This window comes from Saccharospirillum alexandrii (genome assembly GCF_004000275.1).
Classification (GTDB): Bacteria; Pseudomonadota; Gammaproteobacteria; order Pseudomonadales; family Natronospirillaceae; genus Saccharospirillum; species Saccharospirillum alexandrii.
Genome location: NZ_RCIP01000001.1, coordinates 144,934 through 163,230, shown reverse-complemented (window position 1 = coordinate 163,230; position 18,297 = coordinate 144,934). Strand labels below are relative to the sequence as shown.

Below are 18,297 nucleotides of genomic sequence, written 5' to 3'. Positions count from 1 at the left end.
GCAACCATGGAGACGATTAACCGATTGCTACTGAACGTGCTGTCAGACAACTTGGAAGCCAGCAAGGCGTTTTATACGACCCTGTTCGATTTCGAGGTGGACTACGACAGCGACTGGTTTGTGCATCTGATCTCAACCAGCCACCGGCTTGAGCTCGGTATCATGAGCGTCAATAGCGACATTCTGCCTACGGGCATTCAGCCGCAGCCCAGGGGGTTCTACGCGACCTTGGTCGTGGGTGATGTGGATGCGGTGTTCGAGACGGCGAAGAACACAGGATTAACCGTGCTCAGCGAACCGGAAGATACCTTCTACGGCCAGCGTCGCCTGGTGCTCGAAAGCCCCGAAGGCAGCATCATCGACGTATCGGCGCCCATACCGGATTTTTCACCGGAACACCTTCAGTGAAATGAACCTTACTTGTGGTCTGGAAAAAATACAGAAAAGTCGACCCATAGCAGCGATGTCGCCCGGCTAAAGTACGAAACCCAGTTTACTTAGCCATTCCCGCGATTCATCAGGCACATTAGCAAGCCTGGACGCTGCCAGTTCGCGACGTTTTGGGTAATGTTTGCGCAGACTGTCGAACGTAGTCGGCTGAATCTGGCCGTTGTCCAGGGCGTAATGCATGGCCACCGTGTCGCGGGCAGGGTCATGCAAAGCCTGAATCAGTTCACTGCCTAGCTGTTCGGGGGTGTCGGCGTCAAAAAAGTGGACGTCGAGCATTGGGCCTTCCGGTAAATCCGGCCCTGACGGTAACCGCTGGCTGGCCCACGGATACAGAGCCTCTGCCAACATGCGAGTACCGGTCCATTTGCCTTCCTGGCTGTAGCCAGCCACATGGGGGCTGGCCTGATAGACCGCACTGAGTAAGGCTTCACTTACCCGGGGTTCGTCTGGCCAGACGTCGAGCACCGCCTTTATCTTGCCAGCCTCAAGCGCCGCTTGCAGCGGGGGTTCCTGGATCACCGGGCCACGGCCGGCGTTGATCAGCCACGCACCCGGCTTTAGCCAGGCAAGCTGTTCCTCACCGATCATGCCTTCGGTCGCATGATCGCCCACCCGGGTCAGGGGGGCGTGCATACAGACAATGTCGGAGGCTTGCAACAGGGTACGCAAGTCCACGAAACCGCCCTGCCCGCCCTGTTCAGCCCGCGGTGGATCACACACCAGCGTGCGAACCCCCAAAGTCTGCAAACGCTCAACCAGCTTGCCGCCGACGTTACCTGCGCCGACGACGCCAATGGTCTGTTGCCACCAGGGCAATTCCAGATTGAGATGCAGACGGGAAAAGACAGACAACACCCAATCGACGACAGACTGAGCATTGCAGCCGGGGGCATGGTGAAACGCGATACCCTGCTCTGCCAACCAGTCCTGATCGATGTGATCGGTACCAATGGTGGCACTGCCCACAAACCGGACGGGCGTACCCTCGAGTAACTCGGCGTTAACCCTGGTAACGGAACGCACCAGCAAAACGTCGGCGTTCATCAGATCTGATCGGGAGACTGTGCGACCCGGCAGCCGGGTCAGGGAAGCAGCGAGCCCTGAGAACCAGGGCTCAACGTGGGGCATGTTCTCGTCTGCTACGATGCGCAGCCCCGGTCGGTCTTGAGCCACTTAGGCAGAACCGTCTTTACGGTTGCCCCGATTATCGTCTTCTTCAACCGGGTCAGCATCGTCGGCGTCTGCCACTGCAGCCGCTTCAGATGTCTGGGCCTCAGCGGTTTCTGCCGTCGGTTCCGTGTCGGAATTTTTGTCATCTGTTTCTTGCTGATCAGCGTTGTCTTTTGCCTGTTCAGCGTCTTCGTCGGCTTTCGACAAGGGAGTCGTCTCGCCAATTTCAGCCAACCACTCTACGGGTGGCTGTTCCAGCTCGATCTTGCGTTTGATGTAGTCTTCAATCGCCGGAATCTGGAAAGAGTCGTCTTCACAGGCAAAGCTGATCGAAACACCCTTGGCGCCAGCACGGCCGGTACGGCCAATGCGGTGCACGTAATCTTCGGCATCTTCCGGCAGGGTGTAGTTGACCACGTGCGAGACGCCTTCAACATGAATGCCCCGGCCGGCGACATCTGTCGCGACCAGCACGGGCACCTTGCCTTCCTTGAAGTTATCGAGCGTTTTGATGCGCTTGGCCTGGGGAACTTCGCCCGACAACACTTCGCACTGAATACCGTCTTTGCCAAGGCGTTCGCTCAGGTCCCGAACGATGTCTCGACGGTTGGCGAATACCATTACCCGGTCGGCGTTTGGCTGACGCAGGACGTGCCGCAACAGGGGGTATTTTTCAGCAGTGGTCACCAGATAAACGTGCTGCTCGACATCTTCAGCGGTTTTCACCGTGGGCTCAACTTCAACCCGAACCGGCTCACGCGTCCAGCGCTCGGCCAGATTGAGGATGTCGTACGAGAACGTCGCCGAGAACAGCAATGTCTGGCGCTCTTCGGTTTTCGGCGTGGCCCGCACAATGGTCTTGATGTCCGGAATAAAGCCCATGTCGAGCATGCGGTCGGCTTCATCGATGACCAGCGTTTCCACCTGATCCAGAAAGACCTGCTTGCGATTCATGAAGTCGATCAGTCGGCCCGGCGTGGCAACGAGGATGTCGAGTCGGCTTTCTTCCAGCTGCTTGCGCTGTTTGTCCATGTCCATGCCACCGACCAGAGCAGCCACTTTCAGGCGGCTGTGCTTGGTCAGGGCTTTGGCATCTTCGGCGATCTGCAGCGCCAGCTCGCGCGTTGGCGCAAGAATCAGAGCGCGGGGCTCACCGGCGTACTGCTCCGGCAAGCGGTGCTCCATCAGATCGGTAATGACGGTGATCAGGAACGCCGCTGTTTTACCGGTACCGGTTTGCGCCTTGCCGATGCAGTCGTGACCGGCCAGCGTATACGGCAGCGTCATCGCCTGAATGGGGCTGCAATACTGGTAGTTCATTTCATGAATGGCGCGCATCAGGGCGATGGGCAAAAACAGATCGTGGAAACGAACTTTGCCGGGTTCTTCGGGGACTTTGAATTGAGAGATGTGCCAACGGGGTTTACGAGGTTTTCTAGCTTGACTTGTCACAGATTCACACAGACCAATATAGTTGGAGGCACTCGGCGATTCACCGGCCGGGCACCTGTTGGTTTTACGGCAACTGACCCGTCCGCCCTGTCAGGACCGGCAATATGGATCGTTACCCTTCGTTTTCCGAAGACCACCCGGTTCTCATACGTCGGGGATGGCAAACTTCGGCGGTAAAGCCTTACTAAAGAACTCAACAAGGGCCACTGGCTCACTCGTTGTTTACACACTTGCCAGCATCAGTCGGGTTTGCCACCCGGGCGTGGCGACGGGCTTCATCGGCCTGTCATACACGGCATCGGTGGCAGGGGCTGGGCCCGCGACACCGATTTCAGACAGGGTGTCACTCCCGCGGCTGCGCAAGCGGTGCCGATTGTAGCGCACTTTTTATGCACTCTCGACTTTTTCAGCTCCGCCGACCCGTTTCTGCGGAAACACTTGGCCAACGGACGGGCGGGCCGCTCACTTAGAGGACCAGTCCGGCGCAAGCCGGCGAATCAGCACCGAGGTATCGCATCGGTTCATGCCCGCATCCTGCAATTGCTGATAGTAGCCATTCACTTCGGTCGCAATGGGCAGATCCAGGCCCAGGCGACCCGCTTCAGCCAGGGCATAGTTCAGGTCCTTGCGCATCCAGTCGATGGCGAAGCCAAAATCGAATTTGTCTTCAGCCATGGTGAGTGCCCGATTGTTCAATTGCCAGCTCTGCGCTGCACCGCCGCCTAATACCTGCTGCACGTCTTCGATATTTAGCCCGGCCGCTTTGGCAAGCGAAATGCCTTCAGCCAGACCTTGCAAAATGCCGGCAATACACACCTGGTTAACCATTTTACACAGCTGGCCACTGCCTGCCGGTCCCAGCAATCGGGATTGCTTGCCCGTGGCATCAAACAAGGGCTGGGCCCGTTCAAAAGCCTCAGACTCGCCGCCGCACATAATACTCAACTGACCGTTTTCAGCCCCAGCCTGACCACCTGACACCGGCGCATCGATAAACCAAAGGCCTTTACCGCGACACGCTGCATCCAGCTCACGCGCCAAATCCGCCGAGGTGGTGGTATGGTCGATGACCAGCGTGCCCGGCCTGGTCTGGCCGAGCGCTCCGTCGTCGCCGAGCAGTACCGACCGAACATCGTCATCGTTTCCCACGCAGACTAAAATGGCATCGGCGTCTTTGGCGGCTGCAGCGGGCGTATCAGCCCGGCGACCACCGTAGGTATCAACCCACTGTGCCGTTTTGCTGGCGGTTCGGTTGTAAACACAGACATCAAACCCGGCTTGCTGCAGATGCCCGGCCATGGGAAACCCCATGACCCCCAGACCCAAAAAGCTGACGCGCTTAATTGCAGCCATTTATTCGCCCTCATTCTTCGTTCAGATTTATCCGACCATAAGCGACGCCTGGTGCGCACGTCCAGTCATAGAATGGTAGGACTAGCGGGGAAGCTCAACAAAACAACAGGCCGACGGCCAGGGCTGGTGAAACTGATCACACAGTTGCTTCACCGCCTCATGTGCCCGAGCGGGCAATCCATCGGTCAGATACCGGGCAGCCTGTCGCTGCACAGCCTGGCGAAAAGGCTGGTTGTCGGTCGGAGTGCCGTTCAGGTTATCGGTACTGGTGCGGAACGACCGGCCCGTCGCCAATGCCAGCCACCACTCAATGGCCTGGGGTTTTACTTCAACCTGCTCAAAGGCCGCCTGCTGCAGGGCATCGCGACCATCCGGGCAGTACCAGTAACCATAATCTTCCTGCAGGCGGCGCTTGGCACCAGCCAGGCACCAGTGAGCCAACTCGTGCAACGCACTGTTGAAGTAGCCATGAGCGAAAACGATACGATTCAGGTCGTTGGCTACGGCTGCCGGCAGGTAAACCGGCTCACCGGAACCGGGCACCAGGTGCGTTTGCCAGTCTCGCGCCAGCCAAGGGTTCAGGCAATCGAGCAGTTCTTTGACACCGGCTTCCCATAGCGCAACCGGCAGCGCATTAACGCTACTGCGTGCGCCGGGCTGGGTGCTTGGGGTATCTGCCTGCATGGGTTCGCCTTCGAATCGTTCGCCGGGCAGTTTACTGTTTGCGAAACACTACGCAAGTCAGGCCTTGCCGATTAGACCCCGCATGGCGAAACGCCCCAAAAGTGCGCATACTGTTGCGCTTTAAAAAACAGCGCCTCTTAAACAACGAACGTCACGTCAAGGATTCCGCAGTGGACCAGAGCCATCAACCCAAACCCATCCGTCAGGCCAGCCTGGTCAGTCGTACACTGAGCGAATGGAAGACACTGGCTTTACTGGGCGGACCCATTCTGGTGGCGCAACTGGCACAGATGGCAAATGGAGTCATCGACACCATCATGGCCGGCCATGCCAGTGCTGAAGATCTCTCAGGCGTGGCAATTGGCACCAGCCTCTGGGTACCCCTGTTCCTGTTTTTCATGGGGGCACTCAGTGCCCTGCAACCCATCATTTCCGGGTACCGGGGCAGTAATTCGCTGAACCGCATCATGCCCATTACCTGGCAAGGACTATACATCGCCGCCGGTGCGGCGGTGCTGATTGTCCTGTTTCTGGTTAATGTGCGCCCCATTCTGGATGCGCTGCAACTGGAAACCAACACGGCCCGCATCACTCAGGGCTATTTATCAGCCTTTGCCTGGGGCATACCCGCCATTCTGGTGTTCGCCGCCCTGCGCGGCCTGACCGACGGCCTTGGCCACACCAAGGCGTTTATGGCCTTTTCCCTGCTCGGCACCGGCATGAACCTGCCGCTGAACTACATTCTGATCTACGGCAAACTCGGCATGCCCGAGCTAGGCGGCATCGGCTGTGGCTGGGCCACGGCAATCTCCAACTGGGTCGCCGTTACTGGCTTCATCATCTACCTGAACCGCAGCCGGCATTACAGCCGCTTTCATTTGATCGACGACTGGGTCAAACCCCACTGGGCCGACATCAAATACGTGCTGAAACTGGGCGTTCCCATTGGCTTTACCATCTTCATCGAAGCCAGCGTCTTCTCGGTAATCGCCCTGTTCCTGGCGCCGCTCGGACCGGTGGTGGTGGCTGGTCATCAGATCGCGTTGAATGTTGTGTCACTGGTGTTCATGGTGCCGTTGAGTCTCGGCATGGCTCTGACCCTGCGCATCAGTTTCCTGATTGGCGCCAAAGCGACAGATGCCGCCCGACTGAATGCCCGCAGCTCCCTGGTTCTGGTCATGGCGATCGCCGCCGTCTACGCAACCCTGTTCTTCCTGGGGTCAGACCTGATCGCCCGCCTGTACACCAGCGATCCGGAGGTGCAAGCTGTTGCCGGGCTCTTGCTAGCCTACGCCGCCATCTTCCAGATCGCCGACGTCATGCAGGTCACCTGCATCAGCGCCCTGCGGGGTTATCGCGACACCCGCATTCCGATGTACATCATGATGCTGTCATTCTGGGCCATTTGCCTGCCCCTGGGCTATGTTCTGACCTTCACCGACTGGATTGTACCGGCCATGGGCGCCGCCGGTTTCTGGATCGGCCTGATTGCCGGTCTGACCAGCGCGGCGACGCTGCTGGTAATACGCCTGTTCTGGTTCAGCCGGCAACCACTGGCCAATCTGGACGTGCCGGCCACCGCTTAAGGGCGCTCAGCGCCCGGCCTTCTGCACCCAGTACCGGTATTCATCGTCCAGCTTGGAATGCTGGACCAGGGTATGATTCAGAAATTCACAAAACTGGGGAATATCGCGCTCGGTTGCCGGATCCGTGGCAACCACACACACCACCTCATCCACCGCCATCTTCCGAATCTGACGATGCAACATCATCACCGGTTCAGGGCAACGCAGTCCGCGCGTATCCAGCAAATGATCAAATTCCGGGTCTGTCATGGGGGCTCCTGGTTTATGACTGTGGCTTGGCCTCGGTTGAATTAGCCCTGTGACTTGGGTTCGGTGGTCAATTAGCCTCTAAAAAAACTGAATACAATGTGACCACCAATATAAGTGCTGGGTACCGGGTAAGCCTGTCTGGGGAAGTCCGCAGCATGGATGCTGCGGTCTAGGCCCCATGGATGGGTTCACGCCGGCCCCAGAGAGGCTTACCCGGTGCCGAGCACGAACCCCTTAGCAGTCGTAGCCCAAGCAACCAACGACCTCGATTATAAAACCGGGCCGCCGGTTTTATAACTTGCTGTTTCCAAACAACCCCGGGCAAACGCCAGTGCCCGGTACTCTGACCAGAGTGACTGATTCAGACGCCAGCGCATAAAGCCAACATGGCCGCCGCGCAGCGGTGTTTCCAGCAGTAAATTGGGGGAAGCATTACTGGGACGGCGGTAACAGGGGCTGGCCAGAAACGGATCGTCGAGCGCATTGACCACCAGGGTTGGGCGGCGCAGCCGGTCGAGCACCTTTCCGCTGGAACAGCGGTGCCAGTAATCTTCCGCGTCTCGATAGCCGTGCAATGGGCCGGTGTAGCGGTCGTCGAACTGTTTGAAGTTTCGAATTTCGTCGTAGCCTGCCAGGCTGATCTGGTCGGGAAAGCGTTCGGCTTTATCGGCAATCTTCCCTTTCAGATCGCGCAGAAAACGGCGCATGTAGATGCCCTGGGCTGGGCGCGCCAGGGCATGGGCGCAGGCCTCCAGATCCAGAGGCACACTAAAGGCAGCGCCACCGATCACTGCTGCAGCCAGATCCGGCTCAGCCAGGGTTAGTACTGTTTGATTGCCGCCCATACTGAAACCGACCAGAAAAACCTTGTCGGCACCCCCAGCCATGCCATGGGCAATCACCGCTTTCAGGTCAGAGATAGCCCCGCTGTGATAAAAGCGCGGCAACCGATTCATTTCGCCACTGCAACTGCGAAAGTTCCAGGCAATGACGCGCCAGCCCGCGTCATGAAAATGGCGCGCCATGCCCTGAACATAAGCACGATGGCTGTTGCCTTCAAGACCATGACTGATGATGACCAGGGGGGCATCCGCAGATTGTGCTGGCAGTTCATCCAAATCCAGAAAGTCGCCGTCCTCCAGCTCCAGTCGTGTGCGCTGGTAGGGTACAGAGACCCGGCGGAAAACCGACGGCACAATGGATTGCAAATGACCGTTGGCCATGCCCCACCCGGCTACATAGGGCGGGAATTCAAGATCGTTGTGAGTCACGGAAATTTATATCGACCCTGGCTGGCGAAGTAAGGGCGGCATTCTACTGAAACAGGCCAGGCAGTGCGAGCTTGCGGGCGCTAATGTGGCCAGAAACCTGGGGTGCACCGGCCTTCAGGTCGTGGCTTTCAGCAACCCGTAAGCCAGTAACAACATGATGACAATCACAAACCCGGAATAGCGGACTTGCTGACAACGCTTGCAGGGCTTTTTGGCCATCAGGCGGCCCGGCGCGGCATATAGCGAGTACTCAGGGCGTCAAAAAAGCTTTCTCGCAACTGGGCAATCTCGCGCTTGACTTCATCGAGGGTGTGCAGCTCCTCGCCACTGAACTGATGCTTGTCGGCGTGGACCTGGCGGCGCAGATTCACGATCTTGGCCCCGTAGATGCGCAAGGCGCGCTCCAGCTTTTTCTCGCCCAGCAGCAGCAATGTACTTTCCGCTTCGGTCAGGTCATGAAACACCGTTACCAGCTCCTGCCCGACTCGGGTGAGCTCATCACGGCGGCTTCTCGGCCATTGCTGGCCGTAGCGGGCAAATTCAGTGGCCAGTGAGAGGTACTGCTGATAGACGTGGTGAACACGGCCCACGTTATTGGCAACCTGCTCCATCAATTCCCGGCGTTTGCGAAGGTCTTCTACCACTTTCTGATCCAGCGACGTATGCCGGCGCAGATACCACCAGAAGAAAAGACCACTGACCAGCATGCCGGTTGCGACTTTGACACCAGCATCGACCATTTCCAATGTGACCATGGGGTACCTCGTTAAATTTTTGACGGTTATCCAGCGATAGTCTCAAATTAGCAAGTTTCGTACCCAAACACCGGACACCCTGAAATGCGCGATTCAGTTGCCGCCAGAAGGCCACTGAATAACCGGCTCAGTTGCAAAAAACCTAAAAAAAACAACGCATTAGTGTTGACACATCAGACCGAATCACTAGAATACAACGCCGTTGCTCCTCGATAGCTCAGTTGGTAGAGCAGTAGACTGTTAATCTATTGGTCGCAGGTTCGAGTCCTGCTCGAGGAGCCAAAAATTTAACACTGGCGTCAAACCACCCAAAAGGGTGTGACGTCAGTTCGAGCTTATTCCTCGATAGCTCAGTTGGTAGAGCAGTAGACTGTTAATCTATTGGTCGCAGGTTCGAGTCCTGCTCGAGGAGCCATATATAAAAAAAGGCGTACCCTGGGGTACGCCTTTTTTTATGCCTGACCGAGTGGTAACGGAAAACCTCGCTCTGGCTGTCAGCCGTTGCCTTCAACTACCCCGAAGACAACGGCCGCCGGACTTACATAACTTCCAGTAATTCGACCTCGAACATCAGCACAGAGCCAGCCGGAATGGTCGGGCTCGGGCTATTGTCGCCATAGGCCAATTCTGCGGGGATGTAGAACTTGTACTTATCGCCTTCGGTCATCAGCTGAACGCCTTCGGTCCAGCCTGCGATGACGCCGCTGAGCGGGAATTCAATGGGCTCGCCACGATCAACGGAGCTGTCGAACACAGTGCCGTCCATCAGCGTGCCGTGATAATGCACACGAACCGTGTCTTCCGCCGTTGGTGATGCCCCGTCGTCAGTTGAGGACATGACTTCGTACTGCAATCCGGAATCGGTTACGGTTACTTCATCACGTTCCGCGTTGTCGGCCAAAAAGGCTTCGCCAGCGGCTTTGTTTTCAGCGACCTGACCTTGTTGCTCGGCTTGCAGCTCAGCCATGGCGGCTTGCTGCTTTTCCTGCAATGCCTGGATAGCGGCATTGATCTCAGTCTGACTCAGCGCTGTTTCAGAGCCGCTCATGGCGGCTTCAATACCGGCAACCAAGGCGTCGGTATCCAGATCCAACCCCTGTGTTTGTTGCATCAGGTTCGATGCAAAGCCAAAGCCAATGCCATAAGACGCTTTCTGCTCATCGGTGTTCAGCTCTTCGGCCATAACCGACCCCACAAAACCCAGCGCGATCGCACCGGCCAACAAACCTTTTTTCAAATGCATTAATATGCCTGCCTTTTCTTGTGTTGAGCGCCGGGTTATACCCGACTCACTATGTATTGCCAGGGTGGGCCATGCCCTTCCCGAGAGTTCCTTTCGACGCCTGCCTCATATCAACACCTGTGTTTGGTATCCGGGTTTTTGTTACCCGGTCAACCGAAGACACTGGCCCCAACACTCCGGGACGCACCCGGCGTGCCCGCTCAGGCACCGTCGAAAGACAAACCCCAGTCTAACTGGGGGCTAGAGCAGAAACCACAGCGTTTACCGGTAATTGACCGGAAATGGGGGCTGTTAGCACCACACCCACTGCAGCGCTACCACTACACCGGCTTACGAATTTCCGCCGCAGCCTCCTGATGCTCCACGGCCTTGGCAGACCTTGGTCTGAGTCTCGAAGCGGCCCATAAGGGCAAGCCAATAAAGACATCGTACACGGCCTGGACGGCACGGTTCAGGTACCACAACCAACCGGCCGTCAACCGCAACACCCAGGCCAACAGCCGCAATGCCAGTGACAGGGCAACCACCACGACAATACGCAAACTGTGCATCAGCCGCTCAAACGGTACCGCAAAGAAAATCAGGATAAAGGGCAGTACAAACGCCAGCATCATGCGTGCGCCCAGAACCAGACCCTGATCCAGCAGTGGCGCCTCATAGACGATGACCGGGTATTGAATCAGTCGCTCAAGCTCGGTTGCCGGCAAGCCTGCTCGTTGGTGCAGGTAGACCAGCCCGGCCTGAGTGAGGGCCAGTACAAGCAGCAACGCCGTTAATGCCCAGACCAGACGGCGCCTGACCAGTGCATCCAGCCCATAAAGACCGTCGAACACACGGGTTATGCGCAGCAACTCCATCAGTACCCAGCCCAGCACAACACTTGCCCCAATCAGCATCAAGCCGGCCCAGTCGGTCATTGACAGACCAACCAGGGATTCGCCGGGCGCCATCAGGGTTTGCAGCGGTGCATTCATCAGGTCAAAGCTGAGCCAGGCAACACCCCCCCATAACGCCATCAGCACTGCAGACAACAGCCCCTCAACCAACAGGGAAACCTGCAGGCCCCGGCTGGCTTGGTCTCCGGCGGTCACCAGGCGCTGATATTGATCCATGTGACGGTCAATGTCGCGTGCCATGTCGAGCAAACCACGGATGCCCGACCTCACCCGTTCGATGGCGTGACTGAGCTTACGCCACTGCGGCATCATGCTGTGCAGCAGCCGATGCCTGTGACTCATGCTCTTTCGATAATCATGCAACGCCTGCTCATGCTGCCGGTTCAGGTTCGATTCGAGATCCTTCAGCACGCCGGAGAACGCCGGATTGCCACTCTGCGTTTCTTTCAGGCGCACAACAGCGGCAATGGAATCCAGCCAATCCGGGGCTGGCGGCGGTGTCTCAGCCGTCTTGTGATAATCCTCTTCAAGCTGGCTGATGTGCTGACTGATCTGACGCTGCCAGTGCGGGAACTGGGCAAGATCCCGGTCGATCAGGTGCCATACCTGGTGAAACTCACGGTCCAGCCGTCGCTCCAGCCGCTGCTGGCCCATTTCGAACAACACAACCCGGTTACGGCGGTCCAGCTGATCCGCTGCGGCCACCAGCGCTTTCGCGTGGGCACGCAGTAGCAGCCGCACAGATCCGGTCAGAGCGTTTAACAGGCGCATTACCGAGGCCCGCGCTACATAGCCCGCCACCATGGCAATCGCCACCCACACCATCGCTGACAGCAATGGCTGGTTGGGTATAATGATCCAACTCACATTATTCTCACTGTTTTGATTGCGCGCTCAAGTTCGTTCACGCGGGGTGTTGCCAGCATAGCCTTAACCCGGTCATCCGCAAACTCAGGCTCAAGCGACGCAGTTTAGCGAAAAAGCGGTTTCAGGTCAGCGACCCTCAAGTTCCGGGCTGCGCGTCCGATGTATTAACGACCACCTGGTGGCTGCCTGATCCGGAGTTTTCTGTGCCCCGACACCTTACGCTGATCCTAACTGTCGCCCTGCTTTGCCTGGCGCTGTCCGCTTGCAGCCAGTCAGGCGACGATGGCCAGGGCCACTCTGAAAGCACCACCCAACTGTATCGGCTGACCGGAACCGTGGCGATAGGCCGGCCAGGCGCCTGGGCAGAGGTCTGTATTGAAACCGATTGCAGCCGGGCGAACCAGGAAGGCGTCTATCGATTATTATCGGAGCGTCAACGCTCAGCCCTGATACAGGCAACGATTGAAAACGCCGATCAGTCCGTCACCGAACTGACGAGTCTGTACCGCCACGAACCGGAGCAGACCGTCGCTCTGGTTAATATTAACCCGACCACCGACGCCCTGCTCGATAGCTGGAGCCGGTATCAACTGGGCCAGACGCTGGATGTTTGCACCACCAACCCCGGGTGCCGCAACGACCTGATCAGCCGTTTTACACCGGACCGTCAGCAAGCCGCCCAGCAACAGCTGCAAACTTGGCTGGCGCCTGAGTGGCAAACCGCTCGCAACCCTTTCTCCGACCCTTATATTGCCGACCCCGGCCTGGATTGGCTTGATGACCTCCACGACCATGTGCAACTGGAAGCAACGCCCACCGGCTTGAACGCCCTGGACAACGAAGGCGACATACTCGACACGCTCAACTACGCGACGCTGTTTGATGAAAACACCGCGCTCATTGCCATAGGGGGTGATGCACTTACCGCCACTTTCGAGATCCCGCCACCGGTACCAGCAAGCAACAACCCGATCGCCATCGATTATCAGGCCATTCCCTCGTCTCCCTTTACCGTGCCGCTTGACTGGCAAGTCGATGTCAGTGGTACTCGCTCCGACTTCCAGGGTGCGCTGTCGTTTCAGCACACCCTGGTGGGCCCCACCGGACGCATCACAACCGGCAGCGGCGCGCTGTTTGCCGCATCGCTGACAGACCCCGGCCCCTACACTTGGGTCGTTGTGGCGACCGACAGCGAAGGCAACCAGGCAACCGATGGCCTGGCCCTGCAAGCCAGTGCCAATGATGTGATCAGCCAGCCCAGCTTTGGCGCCGAGGGCAGCTGCAGCACCTCACCATTAACCGCCAATGCCAGCAATATCTGTATCAGCACCGTTGACGGGGGCTCTCTGGGCGCTTGTGAGGCGAGTGACAGCGGCAGCACCCAAACGCAGTTCAGCCCGGCGCCCTGCTCTCCGGCATCGCAACAGGGCGGTGTGTTTCTGGGCTCCTGCACCTCGGTACTGAACCAGGTTCGGGTTTACCACTACGACAATCCACAACGCAACACAGGTGAAACCCTAACCGAGCAACGCGCCCGTTTGCGCAACCAATGCGTCAATGATCTCGGGCGGGACTGGTCGGCTGAGCCGCCTGAATAAGGGGTAACAGGTCGGTCGCCAGCACAATACGCTGCTGGCTCGCCAGTGACTGCGCCAGGGCAGCATGCCACCAGGTGGCCGATTGAGCCGCTTGCAGGGGTGAAAAGCCCTGGGCCATCAGTCCGCCTATCCACCCGGCCAGGGTATCGCCCATGCCCGGGGTTGCCATGGCTACTGTACCCGGGTGACTGAACCAGAGCTGCCCTGCTTCTGCGATGACACTTCCTGCCCCTTTCAGCACAACCACTGCCTGATAGCGTTTGCTCAGCGTCAGCGCTGCCGCGCAGCGATCCGCCTGCACCTCTGCGGCAGAGAGCCCCAATAGCGCACCGGCTTCGCCCGGATGGGGTGTCAGCACCCAGCCTGGCACGGCTCGGGGGTGTGCCGCCAGCCAGGCCAGACCATCGGCATCGAGCACTCCGGATGGGCACCTCCCAGTCAAGGCGTTGCAACAAGCCTGCGCTTGCGAACCACGGCCCAACCCCGGCCCCAACACAAGGATGGCTGAGTCGGATACGGCACTGGCGTCCGGCGCTGCCGTCATCAGTTCAGGCTGCACTGCCAACGCCGCCTGCGCATGCTCCGGCGTGGTATGCCAGACCACCTTACCGGCCCCGGCCGCCAACGCTGCCCGGGCCGACAGCAGCCCAGCACCGCCCATACCTTGCGAACCGGCGACAACGCTGACCTGCCCAAAACGCCCCTTGTGGTAATTGGCGAGACGCGCTGGCCAGGCTGGCGCTGCCTCCAGGTACCCATGCAACGCCAGATCCATCGACGTTGCCCGGCGAGTTGCATCGACGCCGAGCGTCTCCAACCTCAGACTCCCGACACAGCCAGGGCCATCGCCGGTCAATAAGCCGGGCTTGAACGCAATGAAACTCAGGGTTTGATCAGCCTGAAAGACAACGCCCTCAGTAACACCAGTATCAGCGTTTAAACCAGTAGGGACATCAACAGCAAGGCGATAGGTGGCCTGTTGATTGACGGCGGCCACCATGCCGGCCAGCGGCTCTGCAAGAGCTCCTCGCTGACCTGACCCCAGCAATGCATCGACGACCACGACAGGGGCTGTCTCTGGCAAAACCGCCTGTTCGCTACCTACACTGAGCCACCGCTGCCGGGCTCGCTCGGCATCCGAACCCGGTCGCGAGGACCCCAGGGGCGCTATGACACAGACATCGAACCCCATCTGATCAAGGTGCCAGGCGGCTACATAGCCGTCCCCACCATTATTACCCTTGCCTGCCAGCACCCAGATAACACCCTGGGATACCAGCGCTTCCAGTTCACGCGCAATGGCTTTGCCGGCAGCCTCCATTAACGGCCAGGTACCCCGGTCACCGCCCTGATCCGATGCCCAGGCTTTTTCAACGGTCGCCACATCAGCTGCGGCTAAAACAGGATTCATTGTCGGCTTTCTCGATCCATTGGCCTGCTGCACAGACTAACCCAGTCAGGCTAAAACAAAAAAGCCTCCGCAGGGAGGCTTTCGAGGGTCTCTTGGTGTCAGACACTGGCTAAGTCAGATTAGAAGCTCAGCGCGGCACCGGCAAAGAAACCGGAATAGTTCACGTCAGAGGCAAAATCTGACGTATCGGCACCCAGTGTTGATTCACCAATGGTCAGTCCGTAGTTACGGTAGCCTGCTTCAACGCCCAGCTTGACCAGCATGTTGGTCGGCAGCGGTGCAAACCAGGTACCCTTCAATTCCAGATCAGTGATGTTGGTATCGCCGATCGGCAAGGTTTTCAGCTCACCACCCAGGCGAACATCGGCGACGGGGATGTCAAAGTGACCTCCCAGATACAGCATGGGTACGATAATCGGTGTGCCACCAACTTCAAAAGCGGTATCAATTGACTGATTGGTGCCATCAACTTCTGCACTAAAGCCACCGATTAAAGATCGGAAGTTGAGACCAAAATCTACTGAAGCTGAAGGCAGAGGGATTCCATAGGTCAATGACAGGTCAAAATAGCTCAGATCAAATTCTGACTCCAACTCACCGGTAAACGTCTGAGTCTCCCCACCGTATTCGACGGTTTGTGCAACCGTGTTTGTACCAGTGCTGTACAGATTCTGATATTTCAATCCAACATCAGGAAAAATAGGCACTGATATTTTAGTCCAGGCATAAAGGCCATTTTCAGCATCCTGATTCAACCCGACTGGTTCGGTTGCACTGTTGGTTCCCTGCAGGTCAATCGAATCATTTGCCAGCGACCCTTCATTCAGAGAGTTAAAGCTGTACCCCAACCCGCCATCAATATCGATCAGCACCTTGGCAGACGCCAGAGGCGCAAACAAAACAGTAGCCGCAGCAGCGGTGGCCATCCAAATTTTCATAGTGATTCCTCATGTGCATGTTTCACAGACAGAGTCTGCACCAACAATTGACTATTCTTGAGTTTTAAAACCTGACGCTGGCACCTGATAGAGTGCCAGGTGCCGGGTGTGCCTATCCGGGGCAGTCCGCAACAAGGATGTTGCGGTCTAGGCCCCATGGATGGGTTCACGCCGACCCCGGATAGGCACACCCGGTGCCTGGCACGGACTCAAGGCACCGAATAAAACGGAGCCTAGGCTTAAGTCCCAGCCTAGTTCAAGACTGAAACTCGATGCCAATACGGCGACCGACTTCTTCATAGCTTTCGATAACATTACCTAAATTCTGGCGAAAACGGTCTTTATCCATCTTTTCGCCGGTACCGGCATCCCACAGGCGGCAGCCATCCGGTGAAAATTCGTCGCCGAGTACGATCTTGCCTTCGAAACGCCCGAATTCGAGCTTATAGTCAACCAGCACCAGCCCACCATCGGCAAACAATTTCGTCAGCACTTCGTTGACCTGCAGTGTCAGCGTTTTCATGGCCTCAACTTCAGCTTCCGTCGCCCAGCCAAAGGTCGCAATGTGCGAATCGTTGATCATCGGATCGTGCAGGGCGTCGTTCTTAAGGAAGAACTCGAACACAGCCGGTGTCAGCTCCTGACCCTCAGTCACACCCAGACGACGCACCAGACTGCCTGCCGCACGGTTACGCACCACACACTCTACCGGAATCATGTCGAGGTTGCGTACCAGGCTTTCATTGATTGAGAGCTGGTCTACAAAATGGGTCGCAATGCCCGCCTGTTCCAGCGCTTTCATGATGAAGGCATTGAACTGGTTGTTCACCTGGCCCTTGCGCTCCAATTGCTCCATTTTTTCACCGTCGAACGCCGAGGTGTCGTTGCGAAACGCCAACACCAGCAGTGAGGGATCGTCGGTGGTATAAACGGTTTTTGCCTTGCCGGCGTAGAGCTCACCCGTTTTTTTCATTGCTTGGCCTCGTCAGTTAGGCGGGTTGTAATGGGATCCAGGGGCAGCCTTCGTCCTGGGTCAGGGTATGGACTTGCAACGCTTTGTTGCTTTGCAGCACGGGGGCCAGTGCTGCCATGGCCAGATCAGGGTGGTTATTATGCTCACTGATGTGCGAAATCATTAAATGCTGCAAGCCTCCCAGTTCGATGCTCGATAGCAACTGCGCCGCTTGCTGGTTGCTCAAATGCCCCCAATCACCCCCAACGCGACGCTTCAGACTGGCCGGATAGGGCCCGTTTGCCAGCATCTCCGGGTCATGGTTGCATTCTAGCAGTAATGCCTGGCAACGTTGATAGCTGCGAGTAACCAGGGGGGTAATGCTGCCGAGGTCCGTTAATACGCCCATGCAGTATTGCTGAAACGTGAAAACGAATTGTACGGGCTCGCGCGCATCGTGAGGCACCGTGACTGGCTCTATCTCAACATCACCAATTCGAAACGGCCGGTGCACATTAATGGGTTTGAACAGGGGAACAGGCGTTTTGAACGACCGGGCGGTACCCGGTGTCGTGTACACCGGCACTCCATGCTTGCGGCTGAGCATCGGCGCGCCGCGCAGGTGATCGCCATGTTCGTGCGTTACCATGATCGCCGTCAACTGCGCCGGGTCGATGCCCCGGGCCTGCAAGCGTGCTTCCGCTTCTTTCAGGCCAAAGCCACAGTCTACCAGCAGCGTGGTCTCGCCCGCCTGGATCAGCGTGGCGTTGCCCTTACTGCCGCTGCCCAGAGAGGTAAACCGCATTACCGTTACTCCTGAACAGCAGATTGACCACTGGTTGACGCCCGGCCTTCGAGCAGAGCGTCTCGAAGCTCGTTCATGAGCCGACGGTTCTCCTCCGCACTCAGCACCAGATCATCCGGGTATTCGGCGGCAATGCCGGTACCACTGACTCTGGGAACCAGTATCAGATAAACCGTCTGGCGCTCACCGCTAAAAAAGGCGCCTATGCGCCCAAACAGATTGCGCCCGGCGACATCGGCATCTTCCAGCTCCAGGCGGTACTGACTGCGATTCCGGTCGGCCACCGGCCAACCCAGCTCTGCCACTGCGCCTTCCAGCAACTCCCAGGTCAGGCTGGCGCTGCGATTCACTTGCAACGACACATTGCCAAAACTGTCAGTGTTGTCAGTGATGATCAGATCGGTGGTGGCACTGCGTTCAAACAGGGAATCGTCGATCGTCACCGGCGGGCGGGCGACGGCCCGGTTAGCATTGGTAACGGTGCGAGGCTCTTCGACCGGTATCGGGTACCAGTCTGAAGGGGCTTCCGCTTCGGGGTTATAGTCGATGTTGATCTCGCGCTGGCCGCAAGCGGCCAGCGCGAGCGTGGCACTCAGTAGAAGCAGAAGAAGTCTCAC

General features: G+C 57.8%; 17 protein-coding genes and 2 tRNA genes. 5 read left to right on the top strand and 14 right to left on the bottom strand.

The window, feature by feature from the left end; all coding sequences use genetic code 11:
* Positions 1–6: 6 nt before the first annotated feature.
* Complete coding sequence (locus tag EP166_RS00830; RefSeq protein ID WP_127554914.1) at positions 7–408, top strand: VOC family protein; 402 nt, start codon at positions 7–9, stop codon at positions 406–408.
* Between the two features lie 66 nt (positions 409–474).
* Here the strand turns inward: EP166_RS00830 and EP166_RS00825 are convergent, their stop codons facing one another.
* From EP166_RS00825 to EP166_RS00810, 4 genes are all read right to left on the bottom strand, one after another.
* On the bottom strand, positions 475–1,623 hold the full coding sequence (locus EP166_RS00825) for a 4-phosphoerythronate dehydrogenase (protein ID WP_127554913.1): 1,149 nt from the start codon (positions 1,621–1,623) through the stop codon (positions 475–477).
* Entirely contained in the window at positions 1,624–3,090 is a 1,467-nt protein-coding gene (rhlB, locus tag EP166_RS00820; RefSeq protein WP_246026232.1) for an ATP-dependent RNA helicase RhlB, read from the bottom strand.
* Positions 3,091–3,534: 444 nt separating this feature from the next.
* Positions 3,535–4,425 carry an NAD(P)-dependent oxidoreductase gene (locus EP166_RS00815; RefSeq protein WP_127554911.1) on the bottom strand — a complete coding sequence of 297 codons (891 nt, stop codon included), beginning with the start codon at positions 4,423–4,425 and terminating at the stop codon, positions 3,535–3,537.
* A gap of 81 nt (positions 4,426–4,506) precedes the next feature.
* Complete coding sequence (locus EP166_RS00810; RefSeq protein WP_127554910.1) at positions 4,507–5,109, bottom strand: elongation factor P hydroxylase; 603 nt, start codon at positions 5,107–5,109, stop codon at positions 4,507–4,509.
* A gap of 170 nt (positions 5,110–5,279) precedes the next feature.
* On the opposite strand from EP166_RS00810, the gene EP166_RS00805 reads away from it, so the two are divergent.
* Positions 5,280–6,695, top strand: a complete 1,416-nt coding sequence (locus EP166_RS00805; RefSeq protein WP_127554909.1) for an MATE family efflux transporter — start codon at positions 5,280–5,282, stop codon at positions 6,693–6,695.
* 6 nt (positions 6,696–6,701) lie between these two features.
* On the opposite strand, the gene tusA is transcribed toward EP166_RS00805, so the two are convergent.
* The 3 genes from tusA to EP166_RS00790 all read right to left on the bottom strand — a co-directional run bounded on the left by tusA (position 6,702) and on the right by EP166_RS00790 (position 8,970).
* Complete coding sequence (gene tusA, locus EP166_RS00800) at positions 6,702–6,944, bottom strand: sulfurtransferase TusA (RefSeq protein ID WP_127554908.1); 243 nt, start codon at positions 6,942–6,944, stop codon at positions 6,702–6,704.
* A gap of 269 nt (positions 6,945–7,213) precedes the next feature.
* Entirely contained in the window at positions 7,214–8,215 is a 1,002-nt protein-coding gene (locus tag EP166_RS00795) for a YheT family hydrolase (protein WP_220432466.1), read from the bottom strand.
* 218 nt (positions 8,216–8,433) lie between these two features.
* Positions 8,434–8,970: an energy transducer TonB gene (locus EP166_RS00790; RefSeq protein WP_127554907.1), complete on the bottom strand. Its 537-nt coding sequence runs from the start codon at positions 8,968–8,970 to the stop codon at positions 8,434–8,436.
* A 206-nt stretch (positions 8,971–9,176) separates the two neighbouring features.
* On the opposite strand from EP166_RS00790, the gene EP166_RS00785 reads away from it, so the two are divergent.
* Both EP166_RS00785 and EP166_RS00780 read left to right on the top strand, forming a co-directional pair.
* A tRNA-Asn gene (locus tag EP166_RS00785) sits at positions 9,177–9,252 on the top strand.
* A gap of 57 nt (positions 9,253–9,309) precedes the next feature.
* A tRNA-Asn gene (locus EP166_RS00780) sits at positions 9,310–9,385 on the top strand.
* A gap of 123 nt (positions 9,386–9,508) precedes the next feature.
* Here EP166_RS00780 and bamJ read toward each other — a convergent pair.
* Positions 9,509–10,213, bottom strand: coding sequence for a BamJ family beta-barrel-assembly machinery protein (gene bamJ / locus EP166_RS00775; protein ID WP_127554906.1), 705 nt, complete (start codon positions 10,211–10,213; stop codon positions 9,509–9,511).
* Positions 10,214–10,533: 320 nt separating this feature from the next.
* Entirely contained in the window at positions 10,534–11,976 is a 1,443-nt protein-coding gene (locus tag EP166_RS00770) for a hypothetical protein (protein WP_127554905.1), read from the bottom strand.
* Positions 11,977–12,179: 203 nt separating this feature from the next.
* Between EP166_RS00770 and EP166_RS00765 the strand changes: the two genes are divergently transcribed.
* Complete coding sequence (locus EP166_RS00765) at positions 12,180–13,574, top strand: hypothetical protein (RefSeq protein WP_127554904.1); 1,395 nt, start codon at positions 12,180–12,182, stop codon at positions 13,572–13,574.
* On the opposite strand, the gene EP166_RS00760 is transcribed toward EP166_RS00765, so the two are convergent.
* The 5 genes from EP166_RS00760 to EP166_RS00740 all read right to left on the bottom strand — a co-directional run bounded on the left by EP166_RS00760 (position 13,531) and on the right by EP166_RS00740 (position 18,297).
* Positions 13,531–14,985, bottom strand: a complete 1,455-nt coding sequence (locus tag EP166_RS00760) for an NAD(P)H-hydrate dehydratase (protein ID WP_127554903.1) — start codon at positions 14,983–14,985, stop codon at positions 13,531–13,533. The two genes, EP166_RS00765 and EP166_RS00760, sit on opposite strands and share 44 nt — an antisense overlap.
* 119 nt (positions 14,986–15,104) lie before the next feature.
* Entirely contained in the window at positions 15,105–15,923 is an 819-nt protein-coding gene (locus tag EP166_RS00755; protein ID WP_127554902.1) for a porin family protein, read from the bottom strand.
* 256 nt (positions 15,924–16,179) lie between these two features.
* Positions 16,180–16,896: a phosphoribosylaminoimidazolesuccinocarboxamide synthase gene (gene purC, locus EP166_RS00750; RefSeq protein WP_127554901.1), complete on the bottom strand. Its 717-nt coding sequence runs from the start codon at positions 16,894–16,896 to the stop codon at positions 16,180–16,182.
* A gap of 16 nt (positions 16,897–16,912) precedes the next feature.
* Entirely contained in the window at positions 16,913–17,680 is a 768-nt protein-coding gene (locus tag EP166_RS00745; RefSeq protein ID WP_127554900.1) for an MBL fold metallo-hydrolase, read from the bottom strand.
* A gap of 5 nt (positions 17,681–17,685) precedes the next feature.
* Positions 17,686–18,297: a hypothetical protein gene (locus EP166_RS00740; RefSeq protein ID WP_127554899.1), complete on the bottom strand. Its 612-nt coding sequence runs from the start codon at positions 18,295–18,297 to the stop codon at positions 17,686–17,688.